Consider the following 13,532-nt stretch of genomic DNA (forward strand, 5'->3'; position numbering starts at 1 on the left):
CGTCCGCCGGTCCTCGGTAGTGGTTCCCGGGAAGCGTCCCGGGAGCTTCGATCGAAGACCGGCCTCATTCCTCGAGCGTCCTCAGGCGAAATGGGTCCCAGGGTGGGAGACTCGCGCCGTATAGAAGGAACTAAAGAGGAGAAACACCCTATGACCGACTCCACCGGAGTCACCGTGCACGAGACCGAAGCCGTGATCGACAACGGCCGGTTCGGCACCCGCACCGTCCGCTTCGAGACGGGCCGCCTGGCCAAGCAGGCCGCCGGCGCCGTCGTCGCGTACCTCGACGAAGAGACCATGCTGCTCTCGGCGACGACCGCGTCGAAGCACCCGAAGGACCACTTCGACTTCTTCCCCCTGACGGTGGACGTCGAGGAGCGCATGTACGCGGCCGGCCGCATCCCCGGCGCGTTCTTCCGCCGCGAGGGCCGTCCCTCGACCGACGCGATCCTGACCTGCCGCCTGATCGACCGGCCGCTGCGCCCGTCGTTCACCGACGGTCTCCGCAACGAGATCCAGGTCGTCATCACCGTCCAGAGCCTGAACCCGGACGACCCGTACGACGTGCTGGCCATCAACGCCGCGTCGGCGTCGACCCAGATCGCCGGCCTGCCGTTCTCCGGCCCGGTCGGCGGCGTGCGCGTCGCGCTGGTCGAGGACCAGTGGGTCGCGTTCCCGACCTGGTCGCAGCTGGAGAAGGCGACCTTCAACATGGTCGTCGCCGGCCGCATCGTGGGCGATGACGTCGCGATCATGATGGTCGAGGCCGAGGGCACCGAGCGCACGCTCGACCTGATCGCCGACGGCGGCAAGGCGCCGGACGAGGTCGCGGTCGCCGAAGGCCTCGAGGCCTCGAAGCCGTTCATCAAGGTGCTGTGCGAGGCCCAGCAGAAGCTGGCCGACGTCGCCGCCAAGCCGACCGGTGAGTTCCCGGTCTTCCTGGCCTACGAGCAGGACGTCTACGAGGCCGTCGCGGCGATCGCCACCGACGACCTGGCCCGCGCGCTGCAGATCCCGGGCAAGCAGGACCGCGACGCCGCGACCGACGAGGTCAAGGCCGCCGTCCTGGAGAAGGTCGGCCTGGGCGAAGGCGAGGCCTTCGAAGGCCGCGACAAGGAGATCGGCGGGGCGTTCAAGGCCCTGACGAAGAAGATCATGCGCCAGCGGGTCCTCACCGAGAAGATCCGCATGGACGGCCGTGGCCTCACCGACATCCGGTCGCTCTCGGCCGAGGTCGCCGTGATCCCGCGGGCGCACGGCTCGGCGCTGTTCGAGCGCGGCGAAACCCAGATCCTGGGCGTCACCACGCTGAACATGCTTCGCCTGGAGCAGCAGATCGACTCGCTGTCCCCGGAGACGCACAAGCGCTACATGCACCACTACAACTTCCCCCCGTTCTCCACTGGCGAGACCGGCCGCGTCGGTTCGCCGAAGCGCCGCGAGATCGGCCACGGCATGCTCGCCGAGCGCGCCCTGGTGCCGGTGCTGCCGAAGCGGGACGAGTTCCCGTACGCGATCCGCCAGGTCTCCGAGGCGCTGGGCTCCAACGGCTCGACCTCGATGGGTTCGGTCTGCGCGTCCACCATGGCGCTGTACAACGCCGGCGTGCCGCTGAAGGCGCCGGTCGCGGGCATCGCGATGGGCCTGGTCTCCGACGAGGTCGACGGCGAGACCCGCTACGTGGCGCTCACCGACATCCTCGGCGCCGAGGACGCCCTGGGCGACATGGACTTCAAGGTCGCCGGCACCAAGGACATCATCACCGCGCTGCAGCTGGACACGAAGCTCGACGGCATCCCCTCCGAGGTGCTCGCCGCCGCGCTGAAGCAGGCGAAGGACGCTCGCCTCACGATCCTGGAGGTCATCGCCGAGGCGATCGACAGCCCGGACGAGATGAGCCCGTACTCCCCGCGCGTCACCAGCGTGAAGATCCCGGTCGACAAGATCGGCGAGGTCATCGGCCCGAAGGGCAAGATGATCAACTCGATCACCGAGCAGACCGGTGCCGACATCTCCATCGAGGACGACGGCACGATCTACGTGGGCGCGGCCGACGGCCCGTCGGCGGAGGCGGCGATCGACCTGATCAACGCCATCGCCAACCCGCAGCTGCCCAAGGTCGGCGAGCGCTTCCTCGGCACCGTGGTGAAGACGGCCGCGTTCGGCGCGTTCGTCTCGCTGCTGCCGGGCAAGGACGGCCTGGTGCACATCTCCAAGCTGGGCAACGGCAAGCGGATCAACAAGGTCGAAGACGTGGTCAACGTGGGCGACAAGCTCCGCGTCGAGATCGCCGACATCGACAACCGCGGCAAGATCAGCCTGATCGTCGTCAAGGAGGACGAGCCGGCCAAGCCCGCCGACGCTGAGGCTCCCGCCGCCGACGCCGAGAAGGCCGACGCCAAGTAAGGCCGCAGTTCAGCGAAATATCGGTCCGTGAAGGCCACCTCGGGGGACTCCCGAGGTGGCCTTCACGGCAAGGTGAGTAAGGAACCCATGGCACGGCAGGTTTCCGGGCACGAGCAGCCCGTCGGCACCACCCGCACGCTCGAGTCCACTTCGGACGGTGCGGTTGTCAAGCGCAGTGTCCTGCCCGGCGGGCTGCGCGTGATCACCGAGCACGTCCCCGCGTCCCGCTCGGCGACGGTCGGGCTGTGGGTCGGCATCGGCTCCCGCGACGAGCCGGTCGCCGTCGCCGGGGCCGCGCACTACCTCGAGCACCTGCTGTTCAAGGGCACGAAACACCGTGACGCCACGCAGATCGCCGAGGAGATCGACGCGGTCGGCGGCGAGTTCAACGCCTTCACGGCGAAGGAGCACACCTGCTACTACGCGCAGGTGCTCGACGCCGACCTGCCACTCGCCATGGACCTGGTCACCGACGTCGTGTTCGAGGCGCTGTGCACCGACCGCGACATGGACATGGAACGCAGCGTCGTCCTCGAAGAGATCTCGATGCGCGACGACGACCCCGAAGACCTGCTGCACGAGACGTTCGTGACGGCCATCCTCGGCGACCACCCGCTCGGCCGCCCGGTGCTCGGCACCGAGAAGTCGATCGTGGAAATGTCACCGGCCGCCCTCCGGAACTTCTACAAGCGCCGGTACACGCTGCCGCGGATGGTCCTGGCGGTGGCCGGCAACGTCGACCACAACCAGGTGCTGCGGCTGGTGCGCAAGGCACTCGGCGAGCGCCTGAACGGCACCGCGACGCCGATCGCGCCGCGTGAGGGCCGCGCCCGGATCAAGACCGTGCCGAAGCTGGCCCTGCACACCGACGACACCGAGCAGGCGCACGTCATGCTGGGCCTGCGGTCGCTGTCGCGTCACGACGACCGCCGCTTCGCGCTGTCGGTCCTCAACGCGGCGCTCGGCGGTGGCATGTCGTCGCGGCTGTTCCAGGAGATCCGGGAGCAGCGCGGGCTGGCCTACCAGGTGTATTCGTCGGTCGCGAGCTACGCCGACACCGGGCACATGGCCGTGTACGCGGGTTGCCAGCCGGAGAAGCTCGGCGACGTCGCCGGCGTCATCCGCGAGGTGCTGGACAAGGTCGGCGTCGACGGCCTGACCGACGCCGAGGTGGCCCGCGCCAAGGGCCAGCTGCGCGGCGGGCTGGTGCTGGGCCTGGAGGACACGTCGTCGCGGATGTCCCGGATCGGCAAGAACGAGCTCAACTACGGCCACTACCTGGGCGTCGACGACACAATCGCCCGCATCGACGCGGTGACCACCGAGGACGTGTGTGCGCTCGCTCGCACTTTGTTCGCGCGGCCGGGCGGGGTCTCGGCGGCGGCGGTCGTCGGGCCGTACGCTCACGCCGACGACCTTCCCGACGACCTGCACGAGGTGATCGCTTCATGACCATCAACGTCGGTGTGCTCGGCGCGCGCGGCCGGATGGGGGCGACGGTGGTGAACGCCGTCGAAGGCGCTTCGGACATGAAGCTCGTCGCCGCCTTGGACGCGGGCGACGACTTCGCGCCGCTGGCCGACGCCCAGGTCGTCGTCGACTTCACCCACCCCGACGCCGTCATGGACAACCTGAAGTACCTGGTGGAGCACGACATCCACGCGGTCGTCGGCACCACGGGCTTCAGCGAGGAGCGGCTGGCTGAGCTGCGTGCGCTGCTGGAGCCGAAGCCTGAACTGGGTGTGCTGATCGCGCCGAACTTCGCCCTCGGCGCGGTTTTGGCGATGCGCTTCGCGGCCCAGGCGGCGAAGTTCTACGCCTCGGCCGAGATCATCGAGCTGCACCACAACCGCAAGGCCGACGCCCCTTCGGGCACCGCCGCGCACACCGCCCGGATGATCGCTTCCGCGCGCGCGGAAGCTGGCGTGACGCCGGGCCCGGACGCGACGACGGCCGAGCTGGACGGCGCCCGCGGCGCGACGGTCGAGGAGGTCCGCGTGCACTCGGTCCGTCTGCCGGGCTTGGTCGCGCACGAGGAGATCCTGTTCGGCGGCGAGGGGGAGACCCTGACCATTCGCCACGATTCGCTCGACCGGACGTCGTTCATGCCGGGCGTGCTGCTCGGCGTGCGTGAGGTGCTGAACCGTCCCGGCCTGACGGTCGGCCTGGAAAACGTCCTCGACCTGTGAAGGCCCGCAATGTGGCGCTGCTGCTGACGGCGGCGCTGATCGTCTACCTGTTCCTGTTGGCGGACCGGGCGTTCGCCCTGGTCAAGACGGGGACGGGGGTCGGGATCGCGCTGGGCGCGGGCGTCTTGCTGCTGCCGGTCCTCGGCATCTGGGTCGTCGTCATGACCTGGCGCAACGGCCTGCAGGTCCAGCGCCTGTCCCGCCGCCTGGACGTCGAGGGCGCGCTCCCGGACGTCTCGGACCTGCCGCGTCGCCCCTCGGGCCGGGTGGATCGCGAGGCGGCCGACGCGTGGTTCGAGGAGCGTCGCGCGGAGGTCGAAGCCGACCAGGGCAACTGGCGGGCCTGGTACAAGCTCGCGTACGCGTACGACATAGCGGGCGACCGGCGCCGGGCGCGCGAGACGATGAAAAAGGCGATCGAGTTGGAAGCGGCCGACCGCTCAGGTGCCGAGTAACTCCGGCGCGAAGATCTCTTCGATCTGCCACCGGCGCGAGGACAAGCCCTGTTCGTAGTGGTACCTCAGGTACGTGTCCAGGGTGGAGCGGTTGGCGGAAATCCCGTAGGGCCACCAGTCTTCGCCGAACTCGTCGAGTGTTTCGTCGACCAGTGCGTTCGTCCAGGGCAGCATGGTCTGGACCTGGTAGAGCCGCCGGCCGCGGCGGTAGCGCTCGGCGGCGGCATCCTTCGCGGCTTCGAACATCGTGTAGACGCGGCGGGCCAGGCCGGGATCGTCCCGCAGGAGGTCCCGCCGGGCGACGATCGTGTGCATGATCGGGAAGATCCCGGTCCGGCGGTGGTAGTCGCGTTCCCGCGCGACGAAGTCCGGGAAGAGCCGGGCGACGTCCGGGTGCCCGTCGAGCACGCACTGCGGGACGTTGGCGGAGAACAGCGCGTCGATCTCGCCGGTGGCGAGCATGTCGTTCAGCGTTTTGCCCAGCCCGGCCGGGGTGACGTCGACGGCGTCGGGGTGCGGGTGCGGGATGAAACCGAAGGGCGCCGACGGGTGTTCGAGGCCGCCGATGACCCAGCGGTTCGTCTCGGGCTTGAACCCGTACTCGTCCATCAGGATGCCCTTGGCCCAGACACCCGAGTCCTGGCCGTAGGTCCCGAATTCGCCGATGGTCCGACCGGTGAGGTCACCGGGACCGGCGATCCCGGAGCGGGTGTTGACGAAGACGCACGAATGCCGGAAGACCCGGTTCGGGAAGATCGGCAGTGCCACGTACGGCATGCCTTCTTCCAGTAGGCGCAGGTAGAACGTCAGGCCGAGTTCGGCGACGTCGAACTCGCCGCGGACCACCCGGTCGAAGATCTCGGGCAGCGTGGCGGCGGTCTCGACCGAGCTGCTTTCGAACAGCTGCCGGGTCGTGTCGTAGGGGAAGCATCCGATCTTCATGGTTCCGATCATCGGCGCGGGCGGCCCGGGACGTCCAAGACCGGTTCGGCCGGCTCGATACTCTGGCGGTATGGACCTGCGGGTGCTCCGGTACTTCGTCGCGGTGGCCGAGGAGCGGCACGTCGGCCGCGCGGCGAGCCGCCTGCACATGGCGCAGCCGCCGCTGAGCCGGGCGGTGCGCGGGCTGGAGGACGAGCTGGGCGCGACGCTGTTCGAGCGCACGCCCAAGGGAGTCGCGCTCACCGCCGCCGGAACCGCCCTGTACGACGAGGCCGTCGCGCTGCTGGCCCAGGCGGGCCGCATCCGCGACCGGGTGACCGCGGCGGCGGGCGCGGCGACCCTGACGATCGGCACCCTGGCGGACGCGGCGGAGCAGGTCGGCTCCCGGCTGGTCCCGCTGTTCCGCGAGCAGTACCCGCACGTGGACGTCCGGGTGCACGAAACGGACCTCGCCGACCCGACGGCGGGCCTGCGCGCCGGCCTGGTCGACGTGGCGTTGACGCGGACGCCGTTCGAGAGCGCGGGACTTGGCGTCCACGTGCTGCGCCCGGTACGGGTGGGCGTGGTGCTGCGCGACGACGACCCCCTGGCCGGCCGGCCCGAGGTGGCGACGGCCGACCTGTCCGGCCGCCGGTGGGTCCGGCTCCCGGACGGCGCCGACCCCCGCTGGACGGCGTACTGGACGGGCGGCCCGCCCGCCGACGACGCCCCGGTCCTGCGGACGGTCCAGGAGTGCCTGCAGGCGGTGCTGTGGAACGCCGTCGCGGCGCTCGCCCCGGTGGACCAGCCGCTGCCGGCGGGCCTGCGTGTCGTGCCCGCGTCCGACCGCCCGCCGAGCGAGCTGGTGGTGGCGTGGCCGAAAGCGGCGAGCAGCCCGCTCGTCCGCGGTTTCGTGCGCATCACGGCGGCGGCGACCCGGTGACGCTGCTGCTCAAGCTCGTCCTGGCGCCGCTGCTGGTGGTCGGGTCGTCGCTGGCCGGACGGCGCTGGGGGCCGGGCCTGACGGGCCTGCTCGTTGCGATGCCGGTCATCGCGGGCCCGATCCTGCTGATCACGTACCTGGAGCACGGATCGGCGTTCGTCGCGCGGGCAGCGTCGGCCTCGCTGCTGGGGCTGGTGTCGCTGGCCGCGTTCGCGGTGGTCTTCGCGCGGGTGTCCCGGGCGCGAGGCTGGGCAGGCACTCTGCTCGTCGGCTGGCTCGTGTGCCTGTCGCTGGATTTGGCGTTGTCCTTCGAACCGGTGCCCGCGTGGGTGGCTCTCGGCTTGGCCCTGGCCGCGGCTTGGGCGGGGATCCGGCTCATGCCGGTCCCGGGGGAGGCCGAGCCGGTGACGCCGCCGTGGTGGGACCTGCCCGCCCGCGCGGTCACGACGGCGGCGCTGGTGGTGGCCCTGACGGCCGCGGCCGGCCGGCTCGGCCCGGACCTCACCGGGGTGCTGGCGCCGTTTCCGACGGGGACGAGCGTCGTCGCGGTGTTCGCCCTGGCGCAAGGGGGTCCGGCCGCGGCCGCCGCGACCACGCGGGGTGTGCTGCGCGGGCTCGGCGGGTTTTCGGTGTTTTGTTTTCTGGTGGCCGTGCTCGCCGAGCCGATCGGCGGGTGGGCTTTCGTCGTGGCCGTCGCCGGGACCGGGGTGTGGCAATTCGCTGACAGTTGTCGTTCATTCGAGAAATGACGGGCCTTCGTAGCATCGCCCGCATGAAACAGACTTCGTCTTCACCGGGTACTCGGGCGTTGTCCGCTTCGCTGCGCGAAGTACGCGAAGCACGGAAATTCGGGTTGCGGGAGCTGGCGCGGGCACTGGAGGTCGATCCGCGGCTGTTGTCCCAGTGGGAGCTGGGGATCCGGGTACCGCCGGTCGAGGAGGTCGCGCGGATTCTCGGATACCTGCGGGTGGATCGGACGGTGACGAACCGGCTCCTGTTCCTGGCCCAGCACGTGAAGGATCCCAACTGGCTGGACTCCAACCCGTCGGATCTGCCCGCCGCGCTCACCGCGGTCATGCAGTGCGAGCGGTCGGCGAGCCTGATCACCAACTGGTCCCCGCTGATCATTCCGGGATTGCTGCAGACGCCCGACTACGCCCGCGCGCTTCTCGCCGCCTCGGACATCAAGGTCGAGGAAGTCGATGTGCGGCTGGTGTCTCGTCTGAAACGGCAGCGCATTCTCTCCGGGTACGATCCCGTTCGGCTCAAGGCCATCATCTCCGAACTGGCGATCCGGGAGGTGGTCGGCGATGCGGACGTCATGTCGGACCAGATCGACCACCTGCTCCGCTTAGCTGTTACATCTAACATTTCAGTGCGTATTCTGCCCGGCGAGGTGGGGTATCACCCCGGCAAGGGTGGCATGTTCGCGCTCTACGAGTTCCCCAGCGACCCGGCGATCGTCCTGCTGGAGCATCACCACGCCAGCGCCTTCGTCAACGAGTTGGGCGCTATCGCCAGCTACCGGAAGCTGGTAAAGCTTTTGTCGGGCAAGGCTTTGAGCGAGGAGGCCTCGCGGGCCCTGCTGCAGGAGATGGCGCGATAGGGGGCATCGTGTTCACGTGGCGCAAATCGAGCTACACCGCGAAAGACGAGTGTGTCGAGGTTTTGCTCGCGGAGACTGTCGGCGTCCGGGACACGAAGGCGCGTCAACTCGGCCAGCTCACCGTCTCGCGGGCCGCCTGGACCGCACTTTGCTCAGTGGTGCAGCCACCCCGCGAAGACCGCGGGTGAAGCCGCGATCAAGCTGAAGCGAATCCACCTTCCGGCCAGCCCCGTGGTCAGGAAGGTCGCGAGCCGCATCCGGACGAGCCCGGCCAGCACGCTCGTCGCCATGAACGGCGGCAGGCCCACGAGGGAACTCACCCCATAGGTCCCGGCCATCCAGTGCGGGTGGCGGTGGCAGCGCTCGCGCAGCCCGTCGACCCAGCCGCGCATCTTCTTGGTCCGCAGCTGCCAGCGCACGCGCCTCGGCGTCATCGGGCGCTCGCGGTGCAGCCGGTCGTGCAACGGCTTCGGCAGCTTGATCGTCCCGCGGGCGGCCAGGTAGTACAGCGTCTTCCCGGCGATCTGCCCGACCGCCACCGCCGCCCCGAGCCACAGCCAGTGCAGCCCCGGCTGGCTCGCGCACAGCCCGAGCAGGAACACTTCGGCGTTGATCAGCGGCACGATGGCCGAACCGAACGCCACGCCCAGCGTCAGCAGGATCCAGCTCATCGTGTCACCTCCTGAAAATCGCTCGCGTCCTACCAAGTTATCAGTTCGAAATCTCCGCGCACGGGGGTTAACCCCCCTCTTCGGCCGGTGGTCCGCACCGGAAGATCACCTGCCGGACGGCTTCCCGTCACCTCCCGTCGGAACACTGACGGGGTGGCCGCCGAGCAACCCCGTACGCCCGCTGACCGATTCGGCGCCCTCTGCCGGGCCGTCGTGCGGGTACTTCCGCTGGGTCTGTCGCGGATCGTGGCTCCGACGTTTCTCGGCTTCTGCCTGATCAACGGCTTCACGTTCGGCGTCGACCTCACGCTGCTGACCGCTTTTCACGGACTGCTGGGCTGGCCCGTCTGGCTGGCGATCACGCTGGCGTACGGCTGCGCGTTCGGGTTGAGCTTCGTGCTGAACCGGACGTTCAACTTCCATTCCCACGCGGCCGTGGGCAGCCAACTCGCGCTTTACATCGTCGCGATCGGTGTCAATTACGCGGCGTTTCTGCTGGGTGTGGGCGCGGGACTGACGGCGCTGGGCGTCGAATACCACGTCTCGCGGCTGGTCGCGGGCGCCTGCGAAGGCGTGTTCATGTACGCCGTGATGCGGTGGGTGATCTTCCGGGACTCAGGCCAGGCCGAGGTCGAGGGTGCCGGTGAGCCGGACCTCGCGGACCATGCGCTCGCCGGTGTCGAGGGTGCGGACGGTGCCGTCGGGGTTCCAGCCGGCCCGGCGGTAGAAACCGAGGGAGGCGTGGTCGCCCTGGGCGACCCAGGCGATGCCGCGGGAGGCGCCGTCGGCCCGCAGGCCCGCGGCGGCCGTCGCGAGTAGCCGTCCGGCGTGGCCGCGGCGTCCCCACCGCGGCTCGACGAGCAGGGTGGCGATCAGGCCGGTGGTGTCCGCGTCCTCGGGCAGGCTCCCATCAGCCTGGGCGACCTCGCCTTCGGGGGCGGGGCCCGCGACGCAGAACCCGACGGTGAACTCGCCTTCGGTGGCGACGTAGACCTGGCTGCCCGGGTAGTCGATGGTCTCGGTCCAGGTGCCGGCGAGGTCGGTGGCGTCCAGCTCCGCGAGGGCCTGCTTGCCGAGCAGGTCCTCGTAGGCGGCGTGCCAGGTGTCGCGCTGGATGCGGGCGATCTCCGCGGCGTCGGACAGGTCGGCGGGACGGACGGCGGCGTCGCTCATGTCCGAGAACTTACTGGTGCCGGTTTTTGTCGGTGGTGGGTGGCACCATGAGCTTCACCATGCAAACGATCAGTGTCTCGACGGCCCGGAAGACGTTCCTGGCCGCACAGGGCTTCGCCGACCCACGTCCGTCCGTCGTGCCGTCACGGCGGCACCTGAAACGCGTGCTCTCCCGAGTTCAGCTGCTGCAGCTGGACTCGGTGAACGTCGCGGTCCGGGCGCACTACATGCCGGTGTTCTCGCGGCTGGGCGCGTACGATCCGGCGCTGCTCGACGCGGCGGCGTGGGCGCACTCGGCCCGTCAGCCGCGGCTGCTGGTGGAGACGTGGGCGCACGAGGCGAGCCTGCTGCCGATCGAGGACTGGCCGCTGCTCCGCTCGCGCGCGAAGCGTGACGGCTGGTGGAAGCACTACAAACCGCTGATCGAGAAGTCGCCGGAGCTGGTCGACGAGATCCTCTCGGTGGTCAAGGAACTCGGCCCGATCGGCGCGGGCGGCATCGAGCGCGCGGTGGAGGCTGACGTGCAGCGGCGCGGCCCGGGCTCGTGGTGGGAGCGGTCGGAGGTCAAGCGCGTCTGCGAGTACCTGTTCGGCACCGGCCAGCTGACCACGGGCACGCGTCGCTCCTTCGAACGCCTCTACGACCTCACCGAGCGGGTGGTCCCGCCGGAGATCCTCTCGCAGTCGGTCTCGGCGGAGGAGGGCGCGCGCGGGCTGATCGAGCGGTCGGCGCGGGCACTGGGCGTGGCGACGGAGACGGACCTGCGCGACTACTACCGCCTCGGCCCGGCCCCGGCGCGCCAGGCGGTGGCGGAGCTGGTGGAGTCGGGGATCCTGGAGCCGGTGGCGGTCCACGGCTGGAAGGCCACGGCCTACCGCCACACGGCGGCCCGCACCCCCCGGACGGTGACGGGCCGGGCGCTGCTGTGCCCGTTCGACCCGCTGATCTGGGAACGCGCCCGCACCGAGCGGCTCTTCGGGTTCCACTACCGGATCGAGATCTACGTCCCGGAGCCGAAGCGGGTGTACGGGTACTACGTGTTCCCGTTCCTCCTGGACGGTTCGCTGGTGGCGAGGGTGGACCTGAAGTCCGACCGCGCGGCCGGGGTACTGCGGGTCCAGGGCGCGTTCGCGGAGGAGGGCGTGGACGTGGCCCGGGTGCTCCCGGAGCTGGCGGCGGAGCTGCGCCACATGGCGGAGTGGCTCGGCTTGACAGGCGTGACGGTCGGTGCTCGCGGCGACCTGGCCCGGCCGCTGGCGAAGCTGGTGCGCTGAGGTCCGCGGAGGAGAGAGCGAGCACCCGGCTGAGCGCGGCGCGGCGGCCGAGGAACCGCGCGCCGATGACATGAACGACCCTTTCATGTCATCGGACGACAGGAACGAGTCGTTCATGTCGTCGCAGCGCCGCTCGCCCGCTCACTCGACCCCGCCACCGGCGCCCCCGCGAGCGGCACCACCGGCAGGCCCGGGCCCCAGGCTCGTCACGGGCACCAGCGTGGTCCGGTCGAACCGGGGAGCGTGCGAACACGGCTGCGGGAAGAACCGCGAACCGGCCACCGCGCCCGCCAGCGCCGTCGCGGCGATCGCGGCCGCCACCCGGGTCCGCGTCCGCCGCTGCCCCGCCCGCGCCGCGCGGACCAGGCCCGGCAGCAGCGTCGCCGGCGACGAAACCGGGCCGAGGAGCTCCGCCGTCGTCTCGCGAGGCACCGCCGACAGGATCCCCGGCATCCCCGCGAACGACGCGACCGCCGCCGCGCACGAAAAACAGCCTTCGAGGTGCTGCTCGTACTCGCGGCGGTCACCCGGGGACAGGGCACCGAGGATGTAGGCGGCGTCCCAGTCCCGGTACGGATCGCTCACCGCCTGGTCAACCCCCTCTCCTGCAACGCCAGCCGCAGCGCCCGCAGGCCGTAGAACAGCCTGGAGCGCACCGTTCCCTCCGGCACCTCCAGCTCCGTGGCCAGCTCGGCGACCGACTGCCCCATGTAGTACGCGCGGACGATGACCGTGCGGTGGTCCTCGGTCAGCTGCGTGAGCACGTCGGTGATCACCCAGGCGTCCAGCGCCGAGTCGATCGGGTCCGAGCGCGACTCGTCCGGCAGCGCGGTCGAGCGCACTTCCCGGCGCGAGCGTGCGCTGCGGCGTTCGTCGATCACGACGTTGCGCGCGACGGTGAACAGCCACGCGCGCGAGGCCGGTTCGCCCTGTTCGAGGATCGCCGGGCTGTTCCACAGCCGCAGCAAGGACTCCTGGACGACGTCCTGGGCGAGCTGGTCGTCACCGGTCAGGCGCAGGGCGTACCGCCACAGCGCCGGGCCGTGCTGGTCGTGGAGCGCCTGAAGCAGCGCCGTGTGCGTCTCGTTGATGGCGCACCACCCCTGTCAGCGGCCGAACACCGGTTCGCGTTTGGCGAGGAACGCGCCGGTGCCCTCGCGCATGTCGGGACCGGCGAACGCCGCACGGAACGCCGCGAGCTCCAGCTCCAGGCCGGCTTCCACGGTCCGGCCGCGGCCGGCGTTCAGCGCGCTCTTCGCCAGCGCCACCGCGTCACGGGAATTGCGGGACACCGCCGTGATCGTGGCGCGGGCCGCGTCGAGCATGGCTTCGCGGCTGTCGAACAGTTCGTTGACGAGCCCGATCCGCTGCGCTTCCGCGGCGTCGAGGTGACGGCCCGTGTAGATCAGCTCGCGGGCACGTCCGGGACCGACCTGCCGGAGCAGCCGCACGCAGCCCCCGAACCCGGGGATCAGGCCGAGCAGCACCTCGGGCTGGCCGAAGACCGCCTTGGGCGTCGCGTAGACGAAGTCGCACGCGAGCGCGAGTTCACAGCCACCGCCGAGCGCGTAGCCGTCCACGCAGGCGATCACCGGCACCGGCAGCCGTTCGAGGGCCCGGGTGACCTCCTGGCCCAGCGCACCGAACCGCGCGCCTTGCGACGGATCCAGCGCCGCCATTTCGCGGATGTCGGCCCCCGCGACGAAGGCCGGGCCGGGCGCGCCGGTGAGCACGATCCCCGCCACCCCGGGGTTTTCTCCCAGCGAGGAGCACACCGCGAGCAGCTCGGTGAGCACCTGGGACGACAACGCGTTGCGCGCCCGTGGCCGGTTCACGGTCACGGTCGCGACGGGGGCCTGCAGGTCCACTGCGACGGTCGGGTCAGCCATGCTCT

General features: G+C 70.5%; 15 protein-coding genes and 1 pseudogene. 10 read left to right on the forward strand and 6 right to left on the reverse strand.

Annotated features, from left to right (window positions below; genetic code table 11):
* Positions 1-150: 150 nt before the first annotated feature.
* From CF165_RS11650 to CF165_RS11665, 4 genes are all read left to right on the forward strand, one after another.
* On the forward strand, positions 151-2,406 hold the full coding sequence (locus tag CF165_RS11650; RefSeq protein WP_093947493.1) for a polyribonucleotide nucleotidyltransferase: 2,256 nt from the start codon (positions 151-153) through the stop codon (positions 2,404-2,406).
* 87 nt (positions 2,407-2,493) lie between these two features.
* Positions 2,494-3,858 carry a M16 family metallopeptidase gene (locus tag CF165_RS11655; protein ID WP_093947494.1) on the forward strand — a complete coding sequence of 455 codons (1,365 nt, stop codon included), beginning with the start codon at positions 2,494-2,496 and terminating at the stop codon, positions 3,856-3,858.
* Positions 3,855-4,595 carry a 4-hydroxy-tetrahydrodipicolinate reductase gene (gene dapB, locus CF165_RS11660; protein WP_093947495.1) on the forward strand — a complete coding sequence of 247 codons (741 nt, stop codon included), beginning with the start codon at positions 3,855-3,857 and terminating at the stop codon, positions 4,593-4,595. Before CF165_RS11655 ends, dapB begins: the two co-directional genes overlap by 4 nt.
* On the forward strand, positions 4,592-5,050 hold the full coding sequence (locus tag CF165_RS11665; RefSeq protein ID WP_167441414.1) for a tetratricopeptide repeat protein: 459 nt from the start codon (positions 4,592-4,594) through the stop codon (positions 5,048-5,050). The genes dapB and CF165_RS11665 overlap by 4 nt, the downstream gene beginning before the upstream one ends.
* On the opposite strand, the gene CF165_RS11670 is transcribed toward CF165_RS11665, so the two are convergent.
* Positions 5,036-6,004, reverse strand: coding sequence for a substrate-binding domain-containing protein (locus tag CF165_RS11670; RefSeq protein ID WP_093947496.1), 969 nt, complete (start codon positions 6,002-6,004; stop codon positions 5,036-5,038). The two genes, CF165_RS11665 and CF165_RS11670, sit on opposite strands and share 15 nt — an antisense overlap.
* A gap of 58 nt (positions 6,005-6,062) precedes the next feature.
* Here CF165_RS11670 and CF165_RS11675 point away from each other — a divergent pair, with 58 nt between their 5' ends.
* From CF165_RS11675 to CF165_RS11690, 4 genes are read left to right on the forward strand one after another with little or no spacing between them, the layout of a single operon-like run.
* Positions 6,063-6,914 carry a LysR family transcriptional regulator gene (locus CF165_RS11675; RefSeq protein WP_093947497.1) on the forward strand — a complete coding sequence of 284 codons (852 nt, stop codon included), beginning with the start codon at positions 6,063-6,065 and terminating at the stop codon, positions 6,912-6,914.
* Positions 6,911-7,663: a hypothetical protein gene (locus CF165_RS11680; protein WP_093947498.1), complete on the forward strand. Its 753-nt coding sequence runs from the start codon at positions 6,911-6,913 to the stop codon at positions 7,661-7,663. Before CF165_RS11675 ends, CF165_RS11680 begins: the two co-directional genes overlap by 4 nt.
* A gap of 23 nt (positions 7,664-7,686) precedes the next feature.
* Positions 7,687-8,520: a helix-turn-helix domain-containing protein gene (locus CF165_RS11685; protein WP_167441415.1), complete on the forward strand. Its 834-nt coding sequence runs from the start codon at positions 7,687-7,689 to the stop codon at positions 8,518-8,520.
* 8 nt (positions 8,521-8,528) lie between these two features.
* Positions 8,529-8,708, forward strand: coding sequence for a DUF397 domain-containing protein (locus CF165_RS11690; RefSeq protein WP_338023416.1), 180 nt, complete (start codon positions 8,529-8,531; stop codon positions 8,706-8,708).
* On the opposite strand, the gene CF165_RS11695 is transcribed toward CF165_RS11690, so the two are convergent.
* The gene (locus tag CF165_RS11695; RefSeq protein WP_093947501.1) at positions 8,673-9,191 is read right to left on the reverse strand and encodes a YqaA family protein; all 519 of its coding nucleotides are present in this window, start codon (positions 9,189-9,191) and stop codon (positions 8,673-8,675) included. The genes CF165_RS11690 and CF165_RS11695 overlap by 36 nt on opposite strands.
* A 246-nt stretch (positions 9,192-9,437) precedes the next feature.
* Here CF165_RS11695 and CF165_RS52520 point away from each other — a divergent pair.
* Positions 9,438-9,740: pseudogene (locus CF165_RS52520) on the forward strand (GtrA family protein); the annotation flags it as partial.
* 66 nt (positions 9,741-9,806) lie between these two features.
* On the opposite strand, the gene CF165_RS11705 reads toward CF165_RS52520, so the two are convergent.
* Positions 9,807-10,364 (reverse strand): GNAT family N-acetyltransferase, encoded by a 558-nt coding sequence (locus tag CF165_RS11705; protein WP_093947502.1) that lies wholly within the window; start codon positions 10,362-10,364, stop codon positions 9,807-9,809.
* Between the two features lie 59 nt (positions 10,365-10,423).
* On the opposite strand from CF165_RS11705, the gene CF165_RS11710 reads away from it, so the two are divergent.
* A complete protein-coding gene (locus CF165_RS11710; protein WP_093947664.1) occupies positions 10,424-11,638 on the forward strand; it encodes a winged helix-turn-helix domain-containing protein in 1,215 nt (404 codons plus the stop codon).
* A gap of 141 nt (positions 11,639-11,779) precedes the next feature.
* Here the strand turns inward: CF165_RS11710 and CF165_RS11715 are convergent, their stop codons facing one another.
* Genes CF165_RS11715 through CF165_RS11725 form a run of 3 tightly spaced genes read right to left on the reverse strand, consistent with a single transcriptional unit; the run spans position 11,780 to position 13,527 of the window.
* Positions 11,780-12,223, reverse strand: coding sequence for an anti-sigma factor family protein (locus CF165_RS11715; protein WP_093947503.1), 444 nt, complete (start codon positions 12,221-12,223; stop codon positions 11,780-11,782).
* Positions 12,220-12,729 carry a sigma-70 family RNA polymerase sigma factor gene (locus CF165_RS11720; protein ID WP_093947504.1) on the reverse strand — a complete coding sequence of 170 codons (510 nt, stop codon included), beginning with the start codon at positions 12,727-12,729 and terminating at the stop codon, positions 12,220-12,222. Before CF165_RS11720 ends, CF165_RS11715 begins: the two co-directional genes overlap by 4 nt.
* Before the next feature lie 15 nt (positions 12,730-12,744).
* Positions 12,745-13,527 (reverse strand): enoyl-CoA hydratase/isomerase family protein, encoded by a 783-nt coding sequence (locus tag CF165_RS11725; protein WP_093947505.1) that lies wholly within the window; start codon positions 13,525-13,527, stop codon positions 12,745-12,747.
* Positions 13,528-13,532 lie beyond the last annotated feature (5 nt).

Source organism: Amycolatopsis vastitatis (genome assembly GCF_002234595.1).
Lineage (GTDB): Bacteria > Actinomycetota > Actinomycetes > Mycobacteriales > Pseudonocardiaceae > Amycolatopsis > Amycolatopsis vastitatis.